The 25446-nt window shown below is 65.5% G+C and carries 22 protein-coding genes and 1 pseudogene; 11 read left to right on the top strand and 12 right to left on the bottom strand.

The genetic code is table 11. From position 1 onward, the window contains the following. Window positions 1–453 precede the first annotated feature (453 nt). Entirely contained in the window at window positions 454–1185 is a 732-nt protein-coding gene (locus QW861_RS00180) for a hypothetical protein (protein WP_315711927.1), read from the top strand. Window positions 1186–1245: 60 nt separating this feature from the next. Here the strand turns inward: QW861_RS00180 and QW861_RS00175 are convergent, their stop codons facing one another. From QW861_RS00175 to QW861_RS00150, 6 genes are all read right to left on the bottom strand, one after another. Continuing rightward, window positions 1246–2715, bottom strand: a complete 1470-nt coding sequence (locus QW861_RS00175) for an ATP-binding cassette domain-containing protein (RefSeq protein WP_315751555.1) — start codon at window positions 2713–2715, stop codon at window positions 1246–1248. Window positions 2716–2723: 8 nt separating this feature from the next. Further along, the gene (locus QW861_RS00170) at window positions 2724–3653 is read right to left on the bottom strand and encodes a branched-chain amino acid ABC transporter permease (protein WP_315751553.1); all 930 of its coding nucleotides are present in this window, start codon (window positions 3651–3653) and stop codon (window positions 2724–2726) included. Between the two features lie 2 nt (window positions 3654–3655). Then, a complete protein-coding gene (locus QW861_RS00165) occupies window positions 3656–4531 on the bottom strand; it encodes a branched-chain amino acid ABC transporter permease (protein ID WP_315751552.1) in 876 nt (291 codons plus the stop codon). A gap of 75 nt (window positions 4532–4606) precedes the next feature. After that, window positions 4607–5839, bottom strand: a complete 1233-nt coding sequence (locus QW861_RS00160) for an ABC transporter substrate-binding protein (RefSeq protein ID WP_316192549.1) — start codon at window positions 5837–5839, stop codon at window positions 4607–4609. A 310-nt stretch (window positions 5840–6149) separates the two neighbouring features. Continuing rightward, window positions 6150–6875: a site-2 protease family protein gene (locus QW861_RS00155; protein ID WP_316192548.1), complete on the bottom strand. Its 726-nt coding sequence runs from the start codon at window positions 6873–6875 to the stop codon at window positions 6150–6152. Next, on the bottom strand, window positions 6872–7726 hold the full coding sequence (locus QW861_RS00150; RefSeq protein ID WP_315711920.1) for a DUF2167 domain-containing protein: 855 nt from the start codon (window positions 7724–7726) through the stop codon (window positions 6872–6874). Before QW861_RS00150 ends, QW861_RS00155 begins: the two co-directional genes overlap by 4 nt. Window positions 7727–8048: 322 nt before the next feature. Between QW861_RS00150 and QW861_RS00145 the strand changes: the two genes are divergently transcribed. Then, window positions 8049–8870, top strand: a complete 822-nt coding sequence (locus tag QW861_RS00145) for a hypothetical protein (protein ID WP_315711919.1) — start codon at window positions 8049–8051, stop codon at window positions 8868–8870. An 82-nt stretch (window positions 8871–8952) separates the two neighbouring features. Here the strand turns inward: QW861_RS00145 and QW861_RS00140 are convergent, their stop codons facing one another. Together QW861_RS00140 and QW861_RS00135 are read right to left on the bottom strand one after the other, a co-directional pair. Next, window positions 8953–9894 (bottom strand): hypothetical protein, encoded by a 942-nt coding sequence (locus QW861_RS00140; protein WP_315751550.1) that lies wholly within the window; start codon window positions 9892–9894, stop codon window positions 8953–8955. Between the two features lie 242 nt (window positions 9895–10136). Further along, window positions 10137–11597 carry a GH1 family beta-glucosidase gene (locus tag QW861_RS00135; RefSeq protein ID WP_315751548.1) on the bottom strand — a complete coding sequence of 487 codons (1461 nt, stop codon included), beginning with the start codon at window positions 11595–11597 and terminating at the stop codon, window positions 10137–10139. Between the two features lie 278 nt (window positions 11598–11875). Here QW861_RS00135 and nthA point away from each other — a divergent pair, with 278 nt between their 5' ends. The 4 genes from nthA to QW861_RS00115 all read left to right on the top strand — a co-directional run bounded on the left by nthA (window position 11876) and on the right by QW861_RS00115 (window position 14516). Then, window positions 11876–12511 carry a nitrile hydratase subunit alpha gene (nthA, locus tag QW861_RS00130; RefSeq protein ID WP_315751547.1) on the top strand — a complete coding sequence of 212 codons (636 nt, stop codon included), beginning with the start codon at window positions 11876–11878 and terminating at the stop codon, window positions 12509–12511. Further along, window positions 12511–13173, top strand: a complete 663-nt coding sequence (gene nthB, locus QW861_RS00125) for a nitrile hydratase subunit beta (protein WP_315751546.1) — start codon at window positions 12511–12513, stop codon at window positions 13171–13173. Before nthA ends, nthB begins: the two co-directional genes overlap by 1 nt. Then, a complete protein-coding gene (locus tag QW861_RS00120) occupies window positions 13170–13556 on the top strand; it encodes a nitrile hydratase accessory protein (protein ID WP_315751545.1) in 387 nt (128 codons plus the stop codon). The genes nthB and QW861_RS00120 overlap by 4 nt, the downstream gene beginning before the upstream one ends. Before the next feature lie 183 nt (window positions 13557–13739). Next, complete coding sequence (locus QW861_RS00115; protein ID WP_316192547.1) at window positions 13740–14516, top strand: hypothetical protein; 777 nt, start codon at window positions 13740–13742, stop codon at window positions 14514–14516. 52 nt (window positions 14517–14568) lie between these two features. On the opposite strand, the gene queC is transcribed toward QW861_RS00115, so the two are convergent. Further along, window positions 14569–15285, bottom strand: a complete 717-nt coding sequence (queC, locus tag QW861_RS00110) for a 7-cyano-7-deazaguanine synthase QueC (RefSeq protein ID WP_316192546.1) — start codon at window positions 15283–15285, stop codon at window positions 14569–14571. 134 nt (window positions 15286–15419) lie between these two features. Between queC and mazG the strand changes: the two genes are divergently transcribed. Then, complete coding sequence (gene mazG / locus QW861_RS00105) at window positions 15420–16262, top strand: nucleoside triphosphate pyrophosphohydrolase (RefSeq protein WP_316192545.1); 843 nt, start codon at window positions 15420–15422, stop codon at window positions 16260–16262. Here the strand turns inward: mazG and QW861_RS00100 are convergent, their stop codons facing one another. Further along, the gene (locus QW861_RS00100; protein WP_316192544.1) at window positions 16263–17165 is read right to left on the bottom strand and encodes a LysR family transcriptional regulator; all 903 of its coding nucleotides are present in this window, start codon (window positions 17163–17165) and stop codon (window positions 16263–16265) included. It abuts the gene before it with no gap. A gap of 129 nt (window positions 17166–17294) precedes the next feature. Between QW861_RS00100 and QW861_RS00095 the strand changes: the two genes are divergently transcribed. The 4 genes and pseudogenes from QW861_RS00095 (at window position 17295) to QW861_RS00080 (ending at window position 23641) form a co-directional block, all read left to right on the top strand. After that, window positions 17295–18668 carry an MFS transporter gene (locus tag QW861_RS00095; RefSeq protein ID WP_316192543.1) on the top strand — a complete coding sequence of 458 codons (1374 nt, stop codon included), beginning with the start codon at window positions 17295–17297 and terminating at the stop codon, window positions 18666–18668. Window positions 18669–18691: 23 nt separating this feature from the next. After that, complete coding sequence (locus QW861_RS00090; RefSeq protein ID WP_316192542.1) at window positions 18692–20377, top strand: FAD-dependent oxidoreductase; 1686 nt, start codon at window positions 18692–18694, stop codon at window positions 20375–20377. Window positions 20378–20393: 16 nt separating this feature from the next. Then, on the top strand, window positions 20394–22127 hold the full coding sequence (locus QW861_RS00085) for a thiamine pyrophosphate-requiring protein (protein ID WP_315751538.1): 1734 nt from the start codon (window positions 20394–20396) through the stop codon (window positions 22125–22127). A gap of 338 nt (window positions 22128–22465) precedes the next feature. Continuing rightward, window positions 22466–23641: pseudogene (locus tag QW861_RS00080) on the top strand (IS3 family transposase). A gap of 179 nt (window positions 23642–23820) precedes the next feature. Here QW861_RS00080 and QW861_RS33960 read toward each other — a convergent pair. Continuing rightward, window positions 23821–24012, bottom strand: coding sequence for a sugar phosphate nucleotidyltransferase (locus tag QW861_RS33960; protein WP_409998651.1), 192 nt, complete (start codon window positions 24010–24012; stop codon window positions 23821–23823). Between the two features lie 106 nt (window positions 24013–24118). Next, window positions 24119–25330 (bottom strand): glycosyltransferase family 1 protein, encoded by a 1212-nt coding sequence (locus QW861_RS00075; RefSeq protein WP_315751537.1) that lies wholly within the window; start codon window positions 25328–25330, stop codon window positions 24119–24121. Window positions 25331–25446: the final 116 nt, after the last annotated feature.

The raw sequence follows: 25446 nt of genomic DNA, 5'->3' as shown, positions 1-25446 counted from the left end.
GCAGCAATATCGGCGTTCGCAGCAGGTCATGCGCAGCGCGAGTCTCGGCTATGGCGAACGCCCGTCAGCTCGGGCTGGCCGGGGGTTCTGAAGGGCCCGCGGCTGCCGCAAATTCGAGGATTTGGCGCCAAGTCGTTGAACTCGCTACGCATATAAATATTCCATAATATACCTTATGCGAATTGGCTATGGACGACTGCCTGACGGTGGAAGCCGCACATCGGCCCGCCCAGCGCACGTCGGCGCCTGTGCGAAATCGCCCCCGCCTCGTCACCCCGCAGTCTTCGTTTGGTCAAAGCCCAGAGGTCAAAACCGCATCCTTCAGGATTGGGCACGGGCGTATCGTGAATGGGATCCGAAGACATGCCAGTTCAGTCGACGTCGAAGGAAGTTGATCCGGGTGATGTCGCGCTGCCGCCTGACGACGCTGTCTGCGAGGAGATCTATCAGCGGGTGCTGGCCGAGGTGCGCGCACGTATCGATCAGCGGATCGCCGACATCGAGGCCCAGGCCGCCGCTGATGCGGTCGAGGCTATCGAACCCGCTGCAGGCAGCGAGCACGTGGAAACGCCTCCTCCGGCCCGGCGCCGGCCCGTATTGCGGGCCATGATCACGCTGATGGCCTCGGCCGGGCTCATCGGCGCTGCCATCACCCTGGCGCGGGACCATACCGAGACCATCACCTCCGTCACCGACCGGATCGAAGCGGCGGTTCAATCCATCCGGCGTGAGAATGCTCAGGCGGCGAATCCGCCGGTGGCGCTGGAGACGGCGGCGAACGGATCGAGTGCGGCCGAGACGGGCCCTGCCTCACCATCACCATCCGTTTCACCAACACCGGAGACGTCATCGGCATCGACCTCAACGCGCGCCAGCGATCCATCCTCCGCGATGGCGGAGGCTACGCCGGAGCATGACGTGCCCTCTGCTCCCGACCGGGACGTCGCGCCGCTGATCGACAAGATCGCGCATGACGTGGCCGAACTGCAGAGCGGGTTTCAGGAGTTCAAGTCCAGCCAGGAGCAGGCCAACCGCGATCACGCCAGGGCGATCGAACAGCTGCAGGCCAGCCAGGACCAGCTCGCACGCGCGTTCCGCGCAGCGAAGACCGAGCCGACGACCGTCGGCGCCGCGGCGCGCCTCGCGCCCCGGCCGCCACAGGCGCGCCCGCCTCGTTTCCCGTAGCTCCGAACTCATGAGATCCGGGCAGGGCGCAGGGACACCCCTGCTCCCTGCCCCCGTCCCTCACAGATAGTTCGCCGCGGCTTCGGCCTCGAACCGATCCGGCGGGCCTTCCCAGACGATCTTGGCATGATCCAGCACGTAGACGCGGTCGGCGTGCGGGAGCGCGAAGGTGACGTTCTGTTCGCCGAGCAGCACCGTGATCTTGGTGGTCTCGCGCAGTCGATCGAGCGCCTTCGACAACGTCTCTAGGATCACCGGCGCAAGTCCGAGCGTCGGCTCGTCGAGGATCAGGAGCTTCGGCTTCATCATCAGTGCGCGCGCGATCGCCAGCATCTGCTGCTCGCCGCCGGACAGCGTGCGCGCCAGCTGCGGCTGCCGCGACTTGAGGATCGGAAACAGACCGAACAGCCATTCGAGCCGCTCGGCACGCTCGGCGTCGGACAGCGCATTGCCGCCGAGCTCGAGATTTTCGCGCACGCTCATGTCGCCGAACAATTCGCGCGTTTCCGGACATTGCACGATGCCTGAGCGGGCGATCTGCGCCGCCGTGCCGCCGGCAAGGCTGCGCCCTGCCCACTTCACGTCGCCCGAATACGGCACCAGGCCCGAGATCGCGTTGAACAGCGTCGTCTTGCCGGCGCCGTTGAGGCCGACGACCGAGACGAACTCGCCCTCATGGACGTGCAGCGAGACGTCCTGCAGCGCCTGCGCCTTGCCGTAGAGCACGCCGACCTTGTCGACCTGCAGCGCCGGCGTGACGTCCTTGAAGCTCGCCTCCGGCCGCGCGGTCGAGACCAGCGCGCCGCCGAGATAGACCCGGCGGACGGTCTCGTCCTGCATCACCTCGGTCGCCCTGCCCTCGGCGATCTTCTCGCCGAGATACATCGCCAGCACGCGGTCGACCAGTGCCGACACGCTCTTGACGTTGTGGTCGACCAGCAGCACCGCGTGGCCGTCGTCGCGGAATTCGCGGATGAGCTCGGAGAAGTCGGCGACCTCGGACGCCGTGAGGCCGGCGAAGGGTTCGTCGACCAGCACCAGCTTCGGGCTGCGCGCGACAGCCTTGGCGAGCTCGAGCCGGCGCAGATCGGCAAACGCCAGCGTCGGCGGCCGCCGGTCGATGACGCCGCCGAGGCCGACGCGCTCGGCGATAGCGCGCGCCCTGGCATCGACGTCCTTGTCGGCGAACAGCCGCGTCAACTTGTCCGGCAGCAGCGCGACCTTGATGTTCTCCAGCACGGTCTGGCGCGCCAGCGGCCGCGAATGCTGGAACACCAGCCCGACGCCCATGCGCGCGATGCGGTGCGACGGCAGGCCGGCGAGCTCGATGCCGTCGAGCCTGACCGAGCCCGCGGTCGGCCGCTCGACGCCCATGACGCTCTTCATCGCGGTCGACTTGCCCGAGCCGTTCGGCCCAATCAGGCCGAGGATCTCACCCCGGCGGATCGAGAAGCTCAAATTCTTGACGGCGACGAGGCCCCCGAAGCGCTTGGTGAGGCCGCTGACTTCCAGCATCGGAGCGCTGCTCATGCCTTGTTTCATGCTTTGGCCCCTCCCCTGATCATGCCGAGGAAGCCGTCGGGGAAGAACAGGATGACCACGAGCGCGATCACCGAGACGATCAGGGTGGCGAGCTCGCCGAGCGGCCGCAGCAGCTCGCCCATGCCGATCAGGAAGATCGCGCCGATCGCGGCGCCGATGACGGTGCGGCGGCCGCCGAGCACCGCGGCGATGATGATCTGCACGCCGACGCCGACATCGACAAAGGTCGAGACCGAGGCCGTGCCCATGTAGAACACCATCAGTGCGCCGGCGAGCCCGGAGAAGAACGCGCTGACGACGAAGGCGGCGAGCTTGTGCTTGGTGACATTGAAGCCGAGCGCGCCGGCCTGGATCTTGTCCTGCCCGCTCGCCTGCAGGATCAGCCCGATGGCGCTGCGCGACAAGCCGAACAGGATCGCACCGCTCACCAGCATGAAGCCGAGCGCGATCCAGTAGTTGGTTTTGGCGTCGATCGAGATCACGTCCGGCACGGCGAGGCCGATCTCGCCGCCGGTCAGCCCCGCGGCGACGACGATGAAGTTCTGCAGCATCAGCACGGCGACCAGCGTCGTCAGGCCAAAATACGGCCCGCTGACGCGCAGCGCCGGCAGCGCCAGCACGACGCCGCCGACGACCGCCGCCAGGGCGCCGGCGGCGATGCACAGCCAGATCGACAGGCCCGGCGAGAAGTGCGCATCGAGAATGCCGGCCGTATAGGCGCCGACGCCGATCAGGAAGGTCGGTCCGAAATTGACCTCGCCGGCGAAGCCGAACAGCAGGTCCCAGGACATCGCGAACACGGCCGTGTAGTACGCGACCGTCAGCAGCCCGAGGACGTAGCCCGAGACGTAGGCCGGCAGGACCAGAGCCACGATCACGGTCAGGAGCGCGATCCAGAACAGCCGCGACGTAACGAATGCAGGCATGCTCACCTCCGTCCGAACAGCCCTTGCGGGCGCAGATACATGACGACGACGAGCAGCAGCAGCGCCGGGATCGTCCGGTAGGCCGGCGAGATCAGATAGGCCGTTCCGGTCTCGAGATAGCCCACCACATAGGCCGCGATCAGGGAGCCCGACACGCTGCCGAGGCCGCCGAGCACCACGATCGAGAACGCGCTCGCCGTCAGCGGCCCGACGCTGTAGGAGCTGACCCCCAAGAACATGCCGAGCAGGATGCCGGCCACCCCCGCCAGCAGGCCGTAGATGGCCCAGACGGTGAGGTAGATCGACGATAGTTCGATGCCCAGCAAGGTGACGCCGCGCGGATTCATCGACGCCGCCATGACAGCCTTGCCGCGCCTGGTGCGGTTGACCAGGAACCACAACAGCCCGATGGCCACCCAGCAGATCACGGCGGTGAAGTATTCGTTGCGTGGTGTGCGCACGCCGAACACCGTGGTGACGCCCTCGACGATCGGCAGCACGGTCTTGGCATTGTTGGTGAAGAAATATGCGATCGCCTCCTGGATGATGATGCCCCACAGCAGCGTCGCGGTCAGGATGAAGATCTCCTTCTCCGATTCAGCAATCACCTTGGAGCGCTGGATCGGCCTGACGGCGATGAAGTAGGTGGCGAAGGCCAAAATGAAGCCGGCGAGGACTCCGATCAGCGCGCCGGTGTAGGGCCCGACACCGAATTCGCTGGCGGCAGCCCAGGCTGCAACCGCGGCGCCGACCATGATGGCGCCGTGGGAAAGGTTGAGCACGCCCGAGACACCGAAGATCAGTGTGAAGCCGGTCGCGCCGAGGGCATACAGCGCGCTGATGGCAAAGCCATCGATCAAGATCTGCCAGAAAAGCATTGAAAATCGACCTGCAACGTCAGACTGAGGCACCAAGAAAATGGGCCGCTCCTTGAAGGAGCGGCCCGCGATGCGTCAGTTGCTGGCCGCCTTGAGCTTGATGAAGGACGGCCAGGTGGCGGTGCCGGCGGCGAGCTCCTTGGGCCAGACGTTGACCTGCTTGCCGTTCTGCCATTGCAGCATCAGCCCGGTGATGTAGCCCTTTCCGGTCCGCAGCGCGTGCGGGTTCGGGTCGCCCTTCGGCTTGAAGGCGATGCGGCCGATCGTCCCGACATAGTCGGTCGCTTCCATCGCCTCGACCATCTTGTCGGGATCGGTGCCGCCGGCCCGATGGATCGCATCCGCGATCATGTAGACGTCGTCATAGGAGGTGTAGCCGGCATAGGACGGGAAGTTTCCGAACTTCTTCTGATAGGCCTCCACGAACGGCAGCGTCTTCGGCGTCACCGCGACGCCCGGTCCCGACACGGCATTGTACATGACGCCCTCGACGGCGCCGTTGGTGTCTTTCCAGAAGGTCGAGTTGGTCGCCTGCGAGGAAATGCCGAACATCGGGATCGGCACCTGCTGGCTCTTCCACTGCACGGTCGGCTGGGTGCCGACATGCGAGATGCCGGTGATCATGACGTCCGGCTTCAGGCCCTCGATCTTGTTGAAGATCGGCGTGAAGTCGGTGGTGTCAGGCGACATGCGGATATGGTCGACGACCTTGAGCCCGATCTCCGGCAGGCATTTCTCGTAGCCGGCGTCGAGCGGCGTCGTCCACGCCGCGTCCTCGCTCATGATCACCGCGGTCTTCATCTTGTAGGGCTCGACCAGCAGGTCCTTGGCCGCGTCGCAGACGAGGCCGGCCAACGAGGTCGAGGTCAGATAGCCGTGGAAGGTGTATTTGAGCTGGTCGTAGTTCTTGGCGATGTTCTGGGTGATGACGTCGGACGCGGCACCGGGCGTGATCATCAGCGTCTTGAAGCGCCCTGCCCACGGCTCCAGCGCCAGCACGACCTCGGAGATGTAGCTCGCGATGACCGCGTTGACCTTGTCCTCGCTGACGGCGCGCTGGAAGGCGCGCACCGATTCCGCCGAGGAGGAGTGATTGTCGTAGACGACGATCTCGATCTTGCGCCCGTCGATGCCGCCCTTGGCGTTGATCTCCTCGGCGGCCAATTGCGCTGCGGGTGCGATCGACGAGCCGGCGACGGCCTGTGCCTCGGAGATGACACCGATCCTGATCGGGTCTGCGGCCCAGGCGGCCGAGGAGACGAGCGCAGTTGCGCAGCTCGCAAGCAAGATGGACTTGAGCGAAATCATGAAACCTCCCGAATCCTTATGCCTCTGACGGGCAGGCTCGACTTTGGTCTCCCACATGCCAGTGAGCAAGGGAACATCCCGAGACGTGCTCTGCGCTCAGCGCATTGTGATAGCGCGCCGCGCTCATGGCTCACGGAATGTCTTACAGGACTGCATGGTTCCTGCGCGCGGACCAAATATATCCGCTGCATTGCAGCAGCGGATATTCCGAGTTGAAGAGGGCCACGTCCTTACGACGAGGCGATCCCTTACGACGAGGCGGTGCCCTTTGACCTACATGAAGCTTCTCGACTGAAGCGGCAACCTCAACTCAGCCAAACTGACGCACGTGCCCAAGCATCTCGTGCACGTCGTAGGTCATGACGGCGAGAAGCGCCGCGATCGCGAGATAAGTCCCGGCATATTCGAGCTTCGTCTGCAGCGTCGTGCCATAATAGGCGACGTTCTCGGGCGCGCCGGGATCGTAGCGCCAGGCCTTCATCAGTTGCGGGGCTGCGAGGATGGCGATGATGATCAGCATCGGGCTCGGCCGATAGAGCATCAAGGCCAGCAGCATGGGAACGCCAAGCAGCCAGATGCGCGGACTCAGCACGCTGGTGACGCGGCCGCCGTCCAGCGGCGAGATCGGCAGCAGGTTGAACAGGTTGAGGAACAGGCCGGAATAGGCGATCGCAAGCAGCAGATTGCTGTCGTCCGATCGCGCCCACAGATAGACCGCAAGCGCGGCCGCGGTCCCGACTAGCGGACCGGCGAGTGCCACATAGGCCTCCGTCTCGACGTCGACCGGCTGCTCCTTGAGCGCGATCCGGGCGCCGACGAACGGGATGAAGGCGGGAGCGCCGACGTCGAGGCCGCGCTGACGTGCGGCGACGTAGTGTCCCATCTCATGGGCAAACAGGAGCGCAATGAAGCCGGCGGCATAGCGCCAGCCCCAGATGCCGGCATAGACGACCAGCGACAGCAGCATCGTGCCGCCGCTCATGGCGAGCTTCCCCCATTTCAGGCCGGAGAACAGGATCAGCAGGAGAGCCTTCACGTCGGCCCGCCCGCGTTGTCGCCGCGCGGCTTGCGGCGCAGGAAGTTCATGACAGCGGCCCCGGCGCCGACGACGGCGAAGATGATGATCTTGGCGAACTTCAGGACGAACGCACCGGCCAGCGCCAGCAGCCCGAGCTTCTTCGCGGCAACGCCGCCGACCAGCGCCAGCAATCCATATTCGGCGATCCGATCCGTGCTGGCACTGAAATCCTCATAACGCTTGCCGGCATTGTAGGAGAGATCGGACAGCAGCTCGTGCGCCACCGCCTTGTCGCCCGCGATCCGCTCCGAGCCGGACAGGAGGTTCAGGCTGAAATAGCCGTCACGCCCGAGTGCGTAGGTGTTGTAGTTGACGTTCTTCGGCGCATCGTCGGGCTGGCCCTTCTCCTTGGCGAGCAGCGACCAGACGAGACGATGCGTCGTGGCGTCGTAGGCCGGCGGCTCGACCCAGCCGACCACGGCCATTTCCGGAAATCCGCGCGCCGCACGGTCCTTGTTCGCCTCGTCGGCGCCGGCGCGAAGGTTGCTCAGCAGATCGTCCGCGTTCCAGCTCTTGGCGTCGTCGTCTTTGATGTAGCCTTCCTTGATGTGCTTGATGACCACCATCCAGTCGTCGTTCTGGCGTCTGCCGACGACCAGCCCGACGAAGGTCGCGTCGTTGACGACGTTGCCGAGCGCGCGAAGGACCCGCAGGCCTTCGTTCTTCGGGACGTAGAAGTAGTCGGCCGGCAGCTTCAGCGTGCCCTGGTCGATCAGCACGATGTCGCTTGGTCCGTCGGTGCCCGCTTGGCTCGCCGCCTGCCAGGCCGCCATCAGTTCAGCCTTGCGCGTGGCCTCATCCAGAGGCACGGCCTGCGCGTGAGCGGACAGGACGACGAACGCTGCGCACAACATTGCGCGCGCAATGACAATCAAGCTTTGCACCGGCCCCAATCCCCCCAAGAACATCGGTCGGATAGTACCTCGAAGGCTCGGCAGCGCGCAACAAGAGGGCGATTCAGGCCTCTCGAAGCGATCGACTGGCGCTGCAGCGAGGGAGAGATGGTCCGAAAAGGCCCCCTCCTCGTCACGACGCTGTCTTGCTTTCGGCCAAAGCGGCGGGTCGAGTCACGTTTGAAAATTCAAAGAGAACATCGGCGTCGGCGGCGGGCCAAGGGTTTGGGGATCAGCAATGCAGTCCACACAGAACGTGCAACAGATTGATCAGAGCGAGATCGGCCTCGCCCCTGGGAAGCCCGAGAAGACAAGCTATGATCAACTGTACCGGCGGGTCCTGCGTGAGGTGCTGACCCGGATCGATACGCGGCTCGCGGCGATCGAGAGGCCCGGCGTGGCGGCGGATGCCGCGGCGGCAGCGAGCACGAGCGGGGCGGCAGACGCCGGGGCCAGCCGCTGGGCGCGGATGAAGGCACCGCTCGGCAGGCTGCGCGGGCGCAACGCCGTGGGTCTCGCTCTGCTGGTCGTGCTGGTCGGTGGCTCGGTCGCCTGGTCGCAGCGCGACGCCGGCACCTCGCTGATGGACCGTTGGATGCCGGGCGCCAGCGAAGCTCCGCAGGACGAGGCGTCAGCCCAGCAGGGTAGCGAGGATGCCATGATGTCGAATGCCTCGCTGAGGGGAGCGGAAGACACCACCGGCCCCCGCGAGCCCGCGACGTTGATGCAGAGGATGGCGCGTGACATCGCCGATCTGCAGCAGGGCATCGAACAGATCAAGTCGACGCAGGATCAGGCCAGCCGCGATCACACCCGCGCCATCGAGCAGCTGCAAGCCGGCCAGGATCAGCTGATGCGTCTGGTGTCACGAATGTCCAACCAGTCGGTGCAGGCACGCGGCACGGTGCCCCCAGGCCCGCCCCAGCAGATCATCGTGACGCCGCAGCAGCGGACCACCACGGGAATGGCCCGGCCGCAGCCGGCGCAGCCGCAGGGCTCGACGTTCGGGACACTCTTTACCCGCAACACCTCGGGCATTCAGCCGCCGATGCCGCGTTGATGGTGTGATCGGCCGTGCTCACCGGTGGCGGTCTTGGCCGCCGCCGATCCGCGCGCTTGCCGATCGGCCCCTTATCGGCCCGTTACGAGCAGGTGTGAACGCGCCCGTCGTAGCCGCGGTAGATGCCCTTCTCCGCGTCATAGGTGCGGAAGCTCTTGCAGTTCACACCCCGCCTCTTCGCCTCCCGCTTCATTTCGCTCTTCTGTTCGCTCTTGGGCTTGCGGACGCGTTGCTCGCGCTTGGCGGGCTTGGCGTCGTCCTCGGCATGTTGGGCATGCGCGTGGCCGTGCCGTCCGGGCTTGGCCGACGGGGACGCGGTGTCCTGCTTCGCAGCCGCCTTCCCCGGCGTGGCCGCGGAAGAAACTGCGGCCGGCGGCGCGGATGTCTTGGGCTCGGCCGGCGCAACCGCGGGCTTCACCTCGGCGGCGGCAGCCGGCTTTTCGGCGGGCGCCGCGGCTGCGGGCTTGCTCTCCGCAGCCTTCTCTTCGGCTTTCTCCGGTGCGGGCGCGTCCTTGGCGACGGCGGCGGGCTGAACGGCCGGAGCGGGCTCTGCCGGTTTCGACTCGGTCACGGCCGGCTTCTGGCCGACGTCGGTGCCGGAGTTCGGTTCGACCTTGGTCTCGGATTTGGCCTCGGCCGGCTTGCTCTCGGCCGCAGCATCCGTCGCGGTTTTTTCGGTTGATACTTTGTCCGCCGGCTGCTGGCTCGCGCTGTCTGTGGCCTGAACGGGTTTGGTGTCCGCAGCGGCTGGCTCGCCGGGCTTCTCGGCCGTCTTCTTAGGCTCGGCCGCAAGCTTGCCGGCGGCATCCGAGGGCTGCTCGGCGGGCCTGGTTTGAGCAACCGCGGGTTTCGGCTCGGACTCTACGGGCTTTTCGGCCGTCGGCGCGGCAGACTGCTCCGTGGCGGGCTTGGCCGCATCGTTCGCGGCTCCCTGGGCCCAGGCGCTGGAGCCAGCGATCACTCCGAGGACGCAGAACAGAACGCCCGCGCGGACGGCTGGCGGACAAACAACGGAAACTTGCATGCTGGAAAACTCGCTTGAGGGGCCGGCAGATTGCCGGTTTACGTCATCTGCAGCCAGCTTTCGCCACGAAAACGGCATGCGCGCAAAAGAGTCGCACGAGGTGTGCTTTCCGCATCATGGATTTGCAATCGCGACGTGAAGGCCGGCGCGCCGACACTCAATGCGTCGGATGCCGACGGCACATCGGCCGCCTGAATGGCGCGGACTGCGCCCGGCGGGACCCCGGGTGGCGTCGCGGCGCTTCACGCGCTCACGGCGTTGCGGCTGATCACGTGATGGTAGTACGACGCGCTGAGCTTGGGCGTGCGCACCTGGGTGTCGAAGTCGACGTGATAGATGCCGAAGCGCTGCTTGTAGCCGAACACCCACTCGAAATTGTCCAGCAGGCTCCACAGGAAGTAGCCCTTCACGGGCACGCCCTCGGACGTTGCGCGCTGCAGCTGGGCGAGATAGTTGCGCAGATACATCACGCGGTCGAGGTCGTGGACCTTGCCATCGGCGGTCAGCTTGTCGTCCGAGGAGGTGCCGTTCTCGGTGATGTAGATGGTCTGGAGATTCCAGATCTTGGCGGCGAGCTTCGGCACCCAATAGGCCGTCTCCGGACCGACCAGCAGCCAGGGTGAGCTCATGTGCGGGAACGAGGACGGCATCGGCAGCACGTCGAATCCGGTCGCGCGGTCCGACGCGACGACATACGCTTGCGGCGCGTAGATGTTGAGGCCGACGAAATCGACCGGCGCCGAAATGATCTTCAGTTCGTCGGCGGTGAATTTCGGCGCATCCTTGCCGGACCACGCCAGGAAACCCTCCGTGTAGCGCCCCTCGAGGATGACGTTGAGGAAGCCGGCATTCAATTCGCGCGTCGCGATCTCGGCGGCGCGGATGTTCTCCGGCGTGTCGATCGCCGGCAGGCAGGCCGTGATGTTCTCGGCCATGCCGACGCGCATGCCGGCGCGCCCGCCGGATCGGATGGCCTGGACGGCGAGACCGTGCGCCAGCGCCACGTGATGGCGCGCCTGGTTGACCTGCTGCTGCGGCAGCTTCAGCCCGGGCGCGTCGACGCCGAGGCCATAGCCGAACGGAACGAAGCGGCCGCATTCGTTGATGGTGAAGATGGTCTTCACACGGTCGCCGAGATGCTCGGCGACGTAGCCCGCATAGTGCGCAAAGGCCCTGGCCGTGTCGACCGAGAGCCAGCCGCCGACGCGGTCCTGCAGCGCCTGCGGCAGATCCCAATGATACAGCGTTGCGTACGGCGTGATGCCGTTGGCCAGGAGCTCGTCGACGAGGCGGTTGTAGAAGTCGAGGCCCTTCGGATTGGGAGTCAGCCCCCCGTCGGGAAACAGCCGGGGCCAGGCGATCGAGAACCGATAGGCCCGGCAGCCGAGCTCCTTGATCAGCCGCACGTCGTCCTTGTAGCGGTTGTAGTGATCGCAGGCGACGTCGCCGGTGCTGCCGTCCTCGATGTTGCCCTGCAAATGCGTGAACACGTCCCAGATCGACGGCCCACGGCCATCGGCCGTGGCCCCGCCCTCGATCTGGTACGACGACGTCGCCGTCCCCCACACGAAATCGGCGGGAAACCGCCGCCCGGCATCCTCCTTCACCGCGCCCTCCTCCGCTTGCGCCGGGCCATTGGCCGCCCCGAGGGCGGCCAGCCCGGCCAGCTTTGCAAGATCACGGCGGGAGACGTCGTTCGGCATTGATGAACCTCAAACCTCTGTTGCTATCGTGCCCGATCGGGACGGCGAAAGCATCACGAACCATATCTGCGCTCCGATTTGAACAGCCCGAGGTGGCGGCAAGGGAGCGGCCTCGATCACATCTGCGTCCGGAATCGGCGCGTCAATGACCGACGGCGCCGCGCCCGGCATTGTGACCGCCGCACGGCTGCGGCAGCGTTGAAACGCGACTGCTCGCACCGTCGGTTTGTAACGTCCTCGGCTCGACAGCGGTGCCCGATTACGCCTATGGTTGTACCATGACGGATCACGGCCACCATCACGACCATCCGCACGATCACTCGGACCTGTCCGAGACCGATCTGCGGGTCCGCGCGCTCGAAAGCATCCTGACCGAGAAGGGATATATCGATCCCGCTGCGCTCGACGTGCTCATCGAGACCTATGAGAGCAAGGTCGGTCCCCGCAACGGCGCCCAGGTCGTGGCGCGGGCCTGGACCGATCCGGCCTATCGGGCACGCCTTCTTGCCGACGCCACGCCGGCGATCGGTGAGCTCGGCTATGCCGGCCGCCAGGGCGAGCACATCGTGGCGGTCGAGAACACGCCGGATCTGCACAACATGGTCGTGTGCACGCTGTGCTCCTGCTATCCGTGGCCCGTGCTCGGCCTGCCGCCGGTCTGGTACAAGTCGGCGCCCTATCGCGCCAAGGCGGTGAAGGATCCGCGCGGCGTCCTGAAGGATTTCGGCTTCGACTTGCCGCCGACGACGAAGATCCGGGTGTGGGATTCGACGGCCGAGGTCCGCTATTTCGTGCTGCCGATGCGTCCCGCGGGGACCGACGGCTGGAGCGCGGAGCGGCTCGCCGAGCTCGTCACGCGCGACAGCATGATCGGCACCGGGCTGCCGAAGCAGCCGCACGAGGTCGGCCGCTGATGGATGGTGCGCATGACATGGGCGGCGTCGCCGGCTTCGGCCCGGTCCGCCCCGAGCCGAACGAGCCGGTGTTTCACGCCGAATGGGAGCGCCGCGCGTTCGCCATGACGCTGGCGATGGCGACCCCCGGCGGCTGGAACATCGACATGTCGCGGTTCGCGCGCGAGAACCGTCCCCCAGACGACTACCTCGGCATGAGCTACTACCAGATCTGGCTCGCGGGCCTCGAACGGCTGATGCAGGAGCGGCATCTGGTCGACGCCGATGAGATCGCCGCCGGCAAGGTGCTGCATCCGGCCAAGCCCGTCGCCAAGATCCTCACTGCAGATGCCGTCGCGCCGACACTGCGTCGCGGTGGCCCGACCGAACGCGTGGCGACGCAGCCGGCGCTGTTCGCCGTCGGCGACAGTGTTCGGGCCAAGGACATCAATCCGTCGACACACACGCGGCTGCCGCGCTACGTGCGCGGCCATCTCGGCCGCGTCGCGGCGGTCAGAGGCATGCACGTGTTTCCGGACAGCAACGCCCATGGCGGCGGCGAAGATCCGCAATGGCTCTACACGGTGGCGTTCAGCGGCGCCGAGCTGTGGGCCGATGCGCCCGATCCGCTGCTGGAGGTTACGGTCGACGCTTTCGAGCCCTATCTGGAGCCAGCCCGATGAAACCGGACCGTGAGGCGGCGGTCGCGGCGACGCGCGCCCTGCCCGGCATTCCCGTTGATGACAGCGGGCCCGTATTTCGCGAGCCGTGGGAAGCGCACGCCTTCGCGATGGCCGTCACGCTGCACGCCCGCGGGCTATTCACCTGGCCCGAATGGGCCGCTGCGCTCGCCCAGGAGATTTCACGCGCGCAAGCGGCCGGCGACGCCGATTGCGGCGATACGTATTATCGACACTGGCTGGCGACGCTCGAACGTCTGGTCGCCGAGAAGGGCGTCACCTCCGCCGATGCGCTCGCGCGCTACCGCGACGCCTGGGATCACGCGGCCGATCGCACCCCACATGGCAAGCCCATCGAGCTCCGGCCCGAGGATTTTGCCGGCTGAGCGTTTCGCAAGGGTCGCGAGGATGCTTAATGCCCGGTGAGCGGGCGATCCTGCTTTTGATGGTGCGGTCTTAACGGCCGGCTATTCATGCCGCGAACAGCCGTATTCGTTCGAAATTGAACATTCATCAGTGCGTCCGTAGCGTCCCGCATCTTCTTTGCCGAAGTTGAGGGGACGTTGAAAATGCCCGCGCCAGAGTTCGCCACCATCGTCGACACGCTCGCCGGCGTGCGTCAGGACTATCATGAGAAGCTCAAATCGATTCCGCAATACGAGGCCTTCCTGCTGATCGAGAGCTCGACCGAGAAGGCCGCCGGAGCCCTGCACGGCACCGAAGCGTCGGGCTCCTCCATCGCCACCGACGTGATCGACTCGCTGCAATATGCGCGCAACCGGTTCGAGCAGCACATGGCCTCGATCCCGGAATATCGCGTGCTGGTGGCGATCGACCGCGTGATCAAGGAGATCTCGCAGCATCTCGGTCTCGCGCCGCATGATGATGCGCCGGCCACAGAGAGCCTTGCCGCGGCCGCCGAACAGCCCGCCGAAGCCGCCGAGGCGGTGGCCAGCGCTGCGGGCGCCGACACGGATGCTCCCGCCGAAGAGGCCGTAGACCCGGCGCCGGAGCAGGCAGAAATGGCCGAGGACGAACCGGCCGCAGCCGCACCGGTGCCGGTCGAAGCCGAGGCCCCGACCCTGCGTGTCGTCGACAAGCCGGTGAAGTCGCCGTCGATCGTGCCCGCCGATCACGACGGTGCCGCCCACGACGACGACATCGTGGTGCTGAACGCGCCTGCCTGGGAGAAGAGCGGCAAGGACGCCAATCACGACATTACCGCGCGCCTCGTCGCGCAGGCGGCCTCCACCGCAGCCAATGAGGCCGATGACGGCCACGACCTCGCCGATGCGGATCTCGTCATCGTCAGTCAGCGTGAGCCGTCGGACAACGAAGCCGCCTGAGCGCTCGTCTGTCGCGCAACTCTCCGCGGGGCCCGAGGGCCCCGCTTCCGATTCAGGATGGCCCGCCCGCCACGATGTATTCGCGCCATCCTTTGGCGCGCAGCTCGCAGGCGGGACACTGTCCGCAGCCGTGCCCCCAATCGTGCCGCGCGCCGCGCTCGCCGAGATAACAGGTGTGCGACCGGTCGCGGATCAGGTCCACGAGCCCGGTGCCGCCGAGATCATGCGCCAACTGCCAGGTCGCGGCCTTCGACAGCCACATCAGCGGCGTGTGCAGCTCGAAGGCGCGCGCCATGCCCAGGCTCAGCGCGCTCTGCAGCGCCTTGATGGTTTCGTCCCGGCAGTCAGGATAGCCCGAATAGTCCGTCTCGCACATGCCGCCGACGATGTGGCGGATGCCGCGGCGATAGGCGAGCGCCGCCGCAAAGGTCAGGAACACCAGATTGCGGCCCGGCACGAAGGTGTTGGGCAGGCCGTCAGCACCCATCTCGATCGCGACGTCGCGCGTCAGCGCCGTCTCGGAGATCGCAGCCAGCGTTGGAATGTCCAGCGTTTGGCTGTCACCGAGCTTGGCCGCCCAGTCGGGACGCAGGCGCGCGATGCCCTCGACCAGCCGGTCGCGGCAGGCGAGCTCGATGGCATGGCGCTGGCCGTAGGCGAATCCGATCGTCTCGACGCGCGCGAAGCGGTCGAGCGCCCAGGCCAGGCACGTCGTGGAATCCTGCCCGCCCGAGAACAGCACCAGGGCTGTCATGTCCTGCTCACTCATGGCCCCCCGCTTAGCATCATCGACGGGTCGGGCCAACCCGCGGAGCGATCCCGCGCAATCGCCCTTTTTGCTGGGAGCCGCGCGCGGCTTGGGGCATACAGGACACGATCGAACGATGCTGTCAGGACCTGCCCATGATCCCCTCCCGCGACATCTCACGCCTGATCGAGATCATGGCGGCGCTGCGCACGCCGGTCACCGGCTGCCCGTGGGATATCGAGCAGACGTTCCGGACCATCGCGCCCTACACCATAGAGGAAGCCTATGAGGTGGCCGATGCGATCACGCGCGACGATCTCGACGATCTGCGCGAGGAGCTCGGCGATCTCCTGCTGCAGGTGGTCTATCACGCCCGCATCGCCGAAGAACAAGGCGCGTTCGCGTTCGGCGACGTCGTCGAGGGCATCACGAAGAAGATGATCCGCCGCCATCCGCATGTGTTTCCGGACAAGGACGGCAACGTCACCCAGCCCATCAAAGGCACATGGGACCGCATCAAGGCCGAGGAGAAGGCCGAGCGCGCCGCGCGACGGCCGCCCGAGGCGGAGACGGGCAAGTCCTCGCTGCTGTCAGGCGTCAAGGCCGGACAGCCTGCGCTGGTGCGCGCGATGGAGCTGCAGCGCAAGGCCGCGACCGTCGGTTTCGACTGGAACGATCCGCGCGCGGTGTTGGAGAAGATCCGCGAGGAAGCCGACGAGATCGAGGCCGCGCTCGACAACAAGGATGCGACCGAGCTGACCGAGGAGACCGGCGATCTCCTGTTCGCGCTGGTCAATCTTGCCCGCCATGCCGAGGTGGATCCGGAGACCGCATTGCGGGGCACCAACGCCAAGTTCGAGCGCCGTTTCGCGCACATCGAACAGGCGCTGACGGCCAAGGGCCGTACACTCGAAGAAGCGTCGCTCGACGAGATGGACGAATTGTGGAATGAGGCGAAGCGACTGGAAAAGGAGCGCCCCCCGTCTTCGAAGCCGTGATCAGCCGCCCTTGCGCGACAGCACGGCCTTCGCGATCTCGACGAAGCGCTGCGCGGCCGGTGACAATCCAAAGTCGGCGCGGCTCAGCAGCGAGACATGCCGATGGATCGTCGGCTGCGACAGCGGGACCGCGGCAAGCGTCGGAAATTGTGCCTTCGGCAGCATGTGCGCGGGCAGGATGCTGATGCCGGCGCCCTCCGCCGTGAGCGCCAGCGCGGTCGTGATCAGCGACACCTCCCAGGCCGGCTTCAGCGCCCGCCCGGTCTGCGCCAGCGCCTCGTCGATCTGACTGCGGATCCGCGTGCCGTGACGCATCGTGATCAGGTCCGAGCTCATGATGCCGTCCCACGTCAGGCGGCGGTGCTTCTCGAACCGGCCGTCCTTGATGCCGATGGCCGAGAGCGGACTCTGCATCAGTGTGTCAATCCGGACCTCCGGCACGCCCTCGTCCTCGACGCTGCCGAGGCCGAACTCCGCATGCCCGGCCATCACGATCGCGAGGAGTTCGTCGGGCGCGACATCGCGCAGATCGATCCTCACCTCGGGATGGCGCGATCGAAACGTCGCAAACACGCGTGGAAGCAGCGCCGACGCGACGCCCGCTGAGACCGCGATGGAAATTCGGCCGGCCTTGATCTCGGCAAGGTCGCGCATCCGCTGCGACAGCCCCTGCGTCCCCGCCAGGATGCGTTCCGCGGCGGTGATCGCCTCACGGCAGGCCGCCGTCGGGTGCAGCGCCCGCGTCGTGCGATCGAACAGCTTGAGCTGAAAGTTCTCCTCGATCTGCCGGATCAGCAGGCTGATCGCCGACTGCGTGACGCGCAGCTCGGCGGCCGCCCTGGTGATGCTGCCGAGCCGATACACCAGGACCAGGGCCTCCAATTGCCGCAAGGTCGGGGGCATTAGCTTTCCTCATGAATGAATGAGAATTTTGTGGCTAATCGAAAGAGTTTGATCATGCAACATATTTGCAAACAGCCGGCGGCTGCTGCGAAGCGCGCCAGGCAACAACAAGCACATGGGGAGGGACATTTGACGCAAGCGATCAATCTCACGCGCTACGTCGACGAGCGGCCGCTGTCGGGCTTCCAGATCAGGGTGATCTGCCTGTGCGCGCTGGTCGTCGGGCTCGACGGCTTCGATGCCCAGGCGCTCGGCTTCGTCGCCCCTGCCCTCAGCAAGGACCTGCATCTGGCGCCGGGCGCGTTGGGGCCCGTGTTCGGTGCGTCCCTGTTCGGCGTGATGATCGGCTCGCTGGTGTTCGGCGCGCTGGCCGACTATCTCGGACGCAAATGGCTCGTCGTCGCCGGGGTTCTCGTGTTCGCGCTGGGCTCGCTGGCGACCACCCAGGCCACGAGCGTCTCCGACCTCGTCATCATTCGGTTCCTCACCGGCCTCGGGCTCGGCGGCGTCCTGCCCAACACGATCGCGCTGACCGGCGAATATTCGCCGCAGCGTCGCAGGACCCTGTTGATCATGCTGATGTTCATGACGGTGTCGCTCGGATCGGCGATCGGCGGAGCGGTCGCGGCGAAGCTCATCACCGCCTATGGCTGGCAGATCATCTTTCTCATCGGCGGCATTCTGCCGCTCATCCTCTGTCCGGTCCTCATTATCTGGCTGCCGGAATCGCTCTCGCTGCTGGCTCTCGACGACAACAAGAATGATCGCGTGCGCGCGCTGCTGAGGCGGATCGATCCGTCGGACCGCCTCCCCGCCGACGCGCGCTTTACGATCATCGAGGAGAGTGGCAAGGGCTTCCTGCTGCCGCAGTTGTTCACCAAGCGGCGCCTGCTCCCGACCCTGCTGCTGTGGGTGATGTTCTTCATGAACATGATGGACATCTATTTCCTCAACAGCTGGCTGCCCACGCTCACACATGGTGTCGGGCTTGACGTCCAGGCGGCGATCGCCGTCGGCATCGCCTTCCAGCTCGGCGGCATGCTTGGCACCGTCGGGCTCGGCCTGCTGATCGAAAAGTTCGGATTCGATCGCGTCCTGTTCGCGACCTACGTTGCCGGCTTCCTCTCGATCATCACCATCGGTATCGCAGGAGCGTCACTGCCGATTCTCGTGCCGGCCGTCTTCATTGCCGGCGTCGCGGTGATCGGCGGACAGATCGGCTGCAACGCCTACGCGGCGCGCATCTATCCGACCTACATCCGCGGCACCGGCATCGGCTGGGCACTGGGCATCGGCCGCTTCGGCTCGATCCTCGGCGTCACGATCGGCGGGTTGATGCTCGCGGCGAAATGGGACGTGTCCTCGCTGTTTCAGGCCAGCGCGGTGCCGCAACTGTTCTCGGCACTGGTGATCCTGGGCCTTGCCGTCCTCGGCATGCGCGGCAGTCTTCCGACCGCCGACGACACGCAGCGGGATGCGCTTTCGACAGCCGAGCGTGCCTAGGTTCAAAGCAGAAGATAACTGACATGAAGACGATTCAAACCCAGGTGCTCATCGTGGGCGCCGGCCCGGTCGGACTGACCGCCGCCATGGATCTCGCCTCGCGCGGCATCGACGTCGTGGTCGCGGAGATCAGGCGCGCCGGAGAGCCGCCCAATGTGAAGTGCAACCACGTCTCCGCGCGCTCGATGGAGGTGTTCCGCCGCCTTGGCATCGTCCAACAAGTGCGCGAAGGCGGCCTGCCGGCCGACTTTCCCAACGACTGCGCCTATCGCACCGCGGTCGTCGGCCGCGAGCTGACGCGCATCCCGATTCCGTCCCGCCAGGACCGCTATACGGCGACCGGTGGACCCGACACCGATTGGCCGACGCCCGAGCCGCCCCATCGCATCAACCAGATCTATCTCGAGCCCATCCTGTTCGCTTGCGCCGAGGCGCAACGCGGCATCACGATTCTCAACCGCGTCGAGGTCGATCGGTTCGACCAGGATGAAAACAGCGTGATCGCGTGGGCACGCGATCTCGACGCCGGCCGGGACATCACCATTTCGGCCGATTATCTGATTGGCTGCGACGGTGGCCGCTCCGCGGTGCGCAAGCTGATCGGCGCGCGGCTCAGCGGCACCGATGTCGTGCAGCGGGTGCAGTCGACCTACATCCATGCCCCTGCGCTGAAGGACCTGATCACCCAGAAGCCGGCCTGGATGACGATGTCGCTCAACCCCCGGCGCTGCGGCACCACCGTCTCCATCGACGGCCGCGACAACTGGCTGATCCACAACCACCTCGCGGCCGAGGAAGTCGAATTCGACAGTGTCGATCGCGATTGGGCGTTGCGCACCATTCTCGGTGTCGACGACCGCTTCGAGTACGAGGTCATCAGCAAGGAGGACTGGATCGGACGCCGCCTGGTGGCGGATCGCTTTCGCGATCGCCGTGCCTTCATCTGTGGCGATGCGGCGCATCTGTGGATTCCCTATGCGGGCTACGGCATGAATGCCGGGATCGCCGATGCGGTCGACCTGTGCTGGATGCTCGCCGGCGTGCTGCACGGCTGGGCTGCCCCTGCCCTGCTGGACGCCTATGAGGCGGAGCGGCAGCCGATCACCGAACAGGTGTCGCACTTCGCGATGAACCATGCGCTCGCCGTGATGAGCCAGCGACGCAGCGTGCCTGCCGAAGTCGAAATGGACGGCCCCGTGGGCGATGAGGCGCGCCGCAAGGTGGGACAGGCCGCCTACGACCTCAACGTGCAGCAATATTGCTGCGCCGGCCTGAACTTCGGCTACTACTACGACCGGTCACCGGCCATTTCGTACGATGGCGAGACGCCGCCGCCCTACGGCATGGGCCATTTCACCGCGTCGACCGTGCCGGGCGCACGCGCCCCGCATGTGTGGCTCGCCGATGGCCGCTCGCTGCTCGACGCGCTCGGCCCGGCCTATACGCTGGTCCGGTTCGATCCAACCATCAATGCCGAGGCGCTGGTCGAGGCCGCAGCCCGCCAGGGCGTTCCCTTGACGCTCGTCGACGTCGACCGGGCCAAGGCCGGCTACGACTTCGCTGACAGCCTGCTCGTGGTGCGACCGGATTCGCACATCGCCTGGCGCGGCGCTGCCGCACCTCAGGAGCCCGACGACCTGTTGGACCGCCTGCGCGGCCTCCCAACCCGGCCTGAGGCCGTGCGCCGTGACAATGTCGTCGTCGCCTGATCCTCGCCAGCGCGCCATGACACGCCACACCACCGCGCACTACTTCCTCGAGGCGCTCGTCGAGATCGGCATCGACTACATCTTTGCCAATCTCGGCACCGATCATGTCTCGCTGATCGAGGAACTTGCACGCTGGGACAGCGAAGGTCGACGGCACCCCGAGGTGATCCTGTGCCCCCACGAGGTGGTCGCGGTGCACATGGCGATGGGCTATGCGAGCGCGACCGGCCGCGGCCAGGCCGTGTTCGTCCACGTCGATGCCGGCACGGCGAACGCGTGCATGGCCATTCAGAACGCCTTTCGCTACCGGCTGCCGGTGCTGCTGTTCGCTGGGCGGGCTCCGTTCGCGCTGCATGGCGAGCTGCCGGGAGGACGTGACACCTACGTCCACTTCGTGCAGGAGAGCTTCGATCAGGGCAGCGTCGTGCGGCCCTATGTCAAATGGGAATACACCCTGCCGTCGGGCGTCGTCGTCAAGGAGGCGGTGGCCCGCGCTGCCGCGTTCATGCACAGCGATCCGCCCGGCCCGGTCTACATGATGCTGCCGCGAGAAACCCTTGCCGAGACCTGGGACGAACAGGCGATGCCGGCCTACCCGGCCGCGCGCTATGGCAGCGTCAAAGCGGGAGGCATCGAGCCGGAACGCGCGCAGGCGATCGCGGACGCGCTGATGAAGGCGGATAATCCGATCGCAGTGACCGCATACCTCGGACGCAGCGCCGAGGCCGTCTCTGTGCTGGAGCGACTGGCGCTGGTCTGCGGAATCCGGGTCGCCGAGTTCAATCCCATCACGATGAACATCTGCCAGGACTCCCCTTGCTTTGCGGGCGCCGACCCCGCCGCGCTTATTGCTGGCGCCGATCTCGGACTGCTCATCGACATCGACGTCCCCTTCATTCCGCAGACGCTGAAGGCGGCCGATCGGCTGCGCTGGATCCAGATCGACATCGACGCCCTGAAGGCGGACATCCCGATGTGGGGATTTGCCACCGACCTCCGCATTCAGGGCGATTCGGCTGTCATTCTTCGGCAGGTCCTGGAGCTTGTCGTCGCCCGTGCCGACGATACATATTTGAGGAAGGTGCGCGACAGGATCGCGAGCTGGCAGCCAACCCGCAAGGCCGCGCATGCGAGACATACGTCGGCGGCCGCGCAGAAGGGCTCAATCGGCGCGATCAACCCGGCCCATTTGTTCGCGCGGCTGCAGGCGCATCTGTCGGAGCACGACATCGTTGTCAACGAGGCGGTCCGCAACGCGCCGGTCCTGCAGCAGCAGCTTCGCCGCACCAGGCCGATGACCTATGTGGGCCTGGCGGGCGGCGGCCTCGGCTTCAGCGGCGGCATGGCGCTCGGACTCAAGCTCGCCAATCCCTCAGCGCGCGTGGTGCAGATCGTCGGCGACGGCGCCTATCATTTCGCCGCGCCGGATTCCGTCTACGCCGTAGCGCAGCAATATCAGCTCCCGATCCTGACCGTGATCCTCGACAATAACGGCTGGCAGGCGGTGAAGGCATCGGTTCAGCGCGTCTATCCGGACGGCGTGGCACAGCAGACCGACTCATTTCTTTCCCGGCTCTGCACCGGCCGTCAGGACGAGCAGCGTCGTCTTGCCGACATCGCCTGCGCATTCGGCGCCCATGGCGAGCGGGTCGACGATCCCGAGGCGCTCGATGCAGCCATCGAACGCTGCATCGCAGCCGTCGATGGCGGTCGCGCCACGGTGCTGCACGTCGACATCACGCCGCTTTAGTTCGATCGAGCGCGACCAAATGGCGCGGCCTGATTCGGCGCGACGGTCAGTTGTGCAGAGATGTAGACGACCAGTGCGGCTTACCCACAGCAGCAAACAACAATCCGCTCCGCCACGACATCACGTTTGACGCTATCAGCGCGTACCGCTCCTTCTGCGCGGTACCTGTGACGATTGGCGAGAAGCCCAGCGGGATCGAGGCCACGCTTCTTGACAGTCGAGCGGTGCCAACGACGATCTACAACACCTCCTTGCCTACATCGAACTCGTCCCTGCTGACCTTGCCCCTGGGGCTTAATCCAGTTTGAAGTTCGTTCTGGCCCAACGAGGACCAGAGCATGAAGCGCAGCCGCTTTACGGAAGAGCAGATCATCGGGATTTTGAAGGAGCACGAGGCTGGCGTTCCGGTCGCCGATCTCTGCCGCAAGCATGGCGTGAGCGACGCCAGCATTTACAAGTGGAAGGCCAAGTTCGGCGGAATGGACGTCTCGGAGGCCAAGCGTCTGAAGACGCTGGAGGACGAGAACACGCGGCTCAAGCGGCTGCTGGCGGACGCCATGCTGGACAATGCCGCCCTGAAGGATCTCCTGGGAAAGAAGTGGTGACGCCTGCGGCGAAGCGGAGAGCTGTCGCACATCTCGTGCGCGTTCACGGGATGAGCGAACGGCGGGCGTGTAAAGCCATCGGCTGTTGCCGCATGACGGTCAGATATCGGACGAGCCGGGCCGGTGATGCCGGGCTGCGGGAGCGCATGAGGGCGATCGCCCATGAGCGTCGCCGCTTCGGCTATCGTCGCCTGCACGTCCTGCTCAAGCGGGAGGGCTACCTGGTCAATCACAAGAAGCTGTTCCGGCTGTACCGGGAGGAACGGCTCACGGTGCGCCGCAGAGGTGGCCGCAAGCGCGCTATCGGGACGCGAGCGCCGATGACGGTGCCGCTGCTCCCGAATGATCGCTGGTCACTCGACTTTGTGTCGGATCAGATGACCGATGGCCGGCGCTTCCGCATCCTGACCGTGGTCGACGACTGCACCCGCGAGTGCCTGGCGCTGGTGGCCGACACTTCACTCTCGGGCGCCCGGGTCGCCCGGGAGCTGGACCGGCTGGTCGCCGAGCGCGGCAAGCCCAAGATGGTGGTGAGCGACAACGGCAGCGAGCTCACGAGCAATGCCATCCTGACATGGACCGATCAGAGCCGTGTCGCCTGGCACTACATCGCGCCGGGCAAACCCATGCAGAACGCCTTCATCGAGAGCTTCAACGGTCGCCTGCGGGATGAACTGCTGAACGAGACGCTGTTCACCTCGCTTGCTCAGGCACGCGTCGCGCTCCGATGCTGGCGGACCGACTATAACGACGCTCGGCCGCACGAAGACGCCATCCGAGTTCGCCGCCACCTGCAATCCGCGTCGGGATCTGGCGCTGCGCTATGCCGAGAGCTCCGCGCCAGCTCCCGCCGCTACGACCGCCCAGATGGGCACATCAAACCGCCCGAACGAACTCAGATCTGGATAAAACTTGGGGGCAAGGTCACGCGAAAGGCGTCAACATCGTCGATCGCTTGATCAGAGTTTGCCGCAAAGGATAATCGCATCACCGGACTGCGCGTCGGCAAGCATCGTGCCGGCGACGATAGCGGGACCGGACTCCCTTCTAAACGGTTCCAGAACAACGTCGGCTTGCATCCCAACCGCCTATATCTGACCTTGAACAAGGGAAAGGTAGGAGGCCTGAGTCACGACGATTGGCCTATCGAAAAGATCTGGATCGTCAACGCGCAGAAGAGCAGCTTGAAAGGTGGAGCGAAGCCCGAGCAGCGAAACAAATTGCTTCGGATGAGTGTCGCGCGACACGGGCCACAGCGGTGTACCTGCGCCTCCGCACAGAATAAGGGGGATAAGGATTCTCGGAATGTCGCTTCTGCGCGAGGGATTGCCTATGGGAGCCAGTCTGGTTCCCTCTCAGCGAAGCTGGGCAAGCCAATTCAGAGTTTCATATGGACATGATCTGCCGATAGGCTTCGACAACCATTGCGCCGCTCCGTCCCCAGTTGTATTTCGCCGCGTGTGAGCTCCGAGCATTTCGAAGCGTTTGATCGCTCCAATCGGACGAATCGATCGACCTGTTAAGTATCTCGGTCCAATGGTCGATATTCAGAGGGTCGACAGCGCTTCCAAATTCAGCCGCCACGTCTTCCATTGCCGTTCCCGCGCTGACGGCCACGGGCGTGCCACAGGACAGCGCTTCAACGACGGGCATGCCAAATCCCTCGTAGAGGGACGGCATCAGCATCAATCGCGCCCCCTCATACAACGTGCGAAGACCACCATCGGACAAGGCTTTGAACAGCCTGAGATGCCCATCAGCCACGAGCGAATCCGTCTCACGGGGCAGGTTTAGCGCGCCCCATCCTGGTCCGCCGACGACCAGGAGAGGAAAGCGCGCGCGCACGTGCGCAGGAAGTCTCGCGTAGGCGCTTATAATGATGCGGAGATTCTTGCGCGGCTCCAGCGTTCCGACTGTCAAGAAGAACTCACCATAGTTCACGCCTAGTGGCAGAAGTTCTCTTCGCGTCACGTCTTCTCGCCGTTGCACGTATATTGCCGCAGCAGCTGGCGGCGCAACAAAGATCCGGCTACTCGGGTAGCCGAAATAGCTCGCGATCTCTCTCTTACTGAAGGACGAGATGGTGTGCACAAGGGGGGCACGCTCGACGATCTTCCCAAGCGAACTCAGCCAGCGAACGCGATCCGGAGGATGGAATTCCGGATAGCGAAAGGTGGAGAGGTCATAGACGACCGGAAGCACCGGAACTCCTGGGTCGGCCAGCGGACGGAAATTGAATGCGTGGAAGATATTGAGGTTCTGGGTCCGTGCGGAACGTGCAAATGCCGCCTGCTTGAATCTGCGGAGGATCGCGCGGAGCTCGCGGGCCAAAGCTAGATCAGAGGCGATGGGCCGCATCGTCCTGAGAAGACGACCGGGGAGGGTGGGGCGGCGTTCGGCGATGAATTCGTCCACCTTAGTAGCACCGCTGAGAAACGAAGCTTCCGATTTATCCAGTGGTCGCCAATCAATTCGGCCGAACGTCTTGAAGCGGACATCTGGGTAGGCCAGACAGACGGCGCCGACAATGTGCCGCGCGTAGTTTGCGATTCCCGTGGTCGATTGACTTAGAACCGATCGCTCTATTCCGATCTGCATTCTCACTCCCTTATAGGTCCCGAAGGCAAGCTCATGTTGGTGTTAGCGTGATTGCCTCCGGCAGATCGGAAGTCAGATGACCTCTACTGGCCGGGTTGAGTTGATGCCGCCAGGCC

The organism is Bradyrhizobium sp. SZCCHNRI1029 (genome assembly GCF_032487555.1).
GTDB lineage: Bacteria > Pseudomonadota > Alphaproteobacteria > Rhizobiales > Xanthobacteraceae > Bradyrhizobium.
Note: the sequence above shows the minus strand (reverse complement) of the source record. Positions and strands in the feature narration are given on the sequence as shown.

Coding starts and splice junctions, on each gene's coding strand:
- QW861_RS00175 (WP_315751555.1), bottom strand. CDS start 2,715: ATGAGCAGCGCTCCGATGCTGGAAGTCAGCGGCCTCACCAAGCGCTTC.
- QW861_RS00170 (WP_315751553.1), bottom strand. CDS start 3,653: ATGCCTGCATTCGTTACGTCGCGGCTGTTCTGGATCGCGCTCCTGACC.
- QW861_RS00165 (WP_315751552.1), bottom strand. CDS start 4,531: ATGCTTTTCTGGCAGATCTTGATCGATGGCTTTGCCATCAGCGCGCTG.
- QW861_RS00160 (WP_316192549.1), bottom strand. CDS start 5,839: ATGATTTCGCTCAAGTCCATCTTGCTTGCGAGCTGCGCAACTGCGCTC.
- QW861_RS00145 (WP_315711919.1), top strand. CDS start 8,049: ATGCAGTCCACACAGAACGTGCAACAGATTGATCAGAGCGAGATCGGC.
- QW861_RS00140 (WP_315751550.1), bottom strand. CDS start 9,894: ATGCAAGTTTCCGTTGTTTGTCCGCCAGCCGTCCGCGCGGGCGTTCTG.
- QW861_RS00135 (WP_315751548.1), bottom strand. CDS start 11,597: ATGCCGAACGACGTCTCCCGCCGTGATCTTGCAAAGCTGGCCGGGCTG.
- nthA (WP_315751547.1), top strand. CDS start 11,876: ATGACGGATCACGGCCACCATCACGACCATCCGCACGATCACTCGGAC.
- nthB (WP_315751546.1), top strand. CDS start 12,511: ATGGATGGTGCGCATGACATGGGCGGCGTCGCCGGCTTCGGCCCGGTC.
- QW861_RS00120 (WP_315751545.1), top strand. CDS start 13,170: ATGAAACCGGACCGTGAGGCGGCGGTCGCGGCGACGCGCGCCCTGCCC.
- QW861_RS00115 (WP_316192547.1), top strand. CDS start 13,740: ATGCCCGCGCCAGAGTTCGCCACCATCGTCGACACGCTCGCCGGCGTG.
- queC (WP_316192546.1), bottom strand. CDS start 15,285: ATGAGTGAGCAGGACATGACAGCCCTGGTGCTGTTCTCGGGCGGGCAG.
- mazG (WP_316192545.1), top strand. CDS start 15,420: ATGATCCCCTCCCGCGACATCTCACGCCTGATCGAGATCATGGCGGCG.
- QW861_RS00100 (WP_316192544.1), bottom strand. CDS start 17,165: ATGCCCCCGACCTTGCGGCAATTGGAGGCCCTGGTCCTGGTGTATCGG.
- QW861_RS00090 (WP_316192542.1), top strand. CDS start 18,692: ATGAAGACGATTCAAACCCAGGTGCTCATCGTGGGCGCCGGCCCGGTC.
- QW861_RS00085 (WP_315751538.1), top strand. CDS start 20,394: ATGACACGCCACACCACCGCGCACTACTTCCTCGAGGCGCTCGTCGAG.
- QW861_RS00075 (WP_315751537.1), bottom strand. CDS start 25,330: ATGCAGATCGGAATAGAGCGATCGGTTCTAAGTCAATCGACCACGGGA.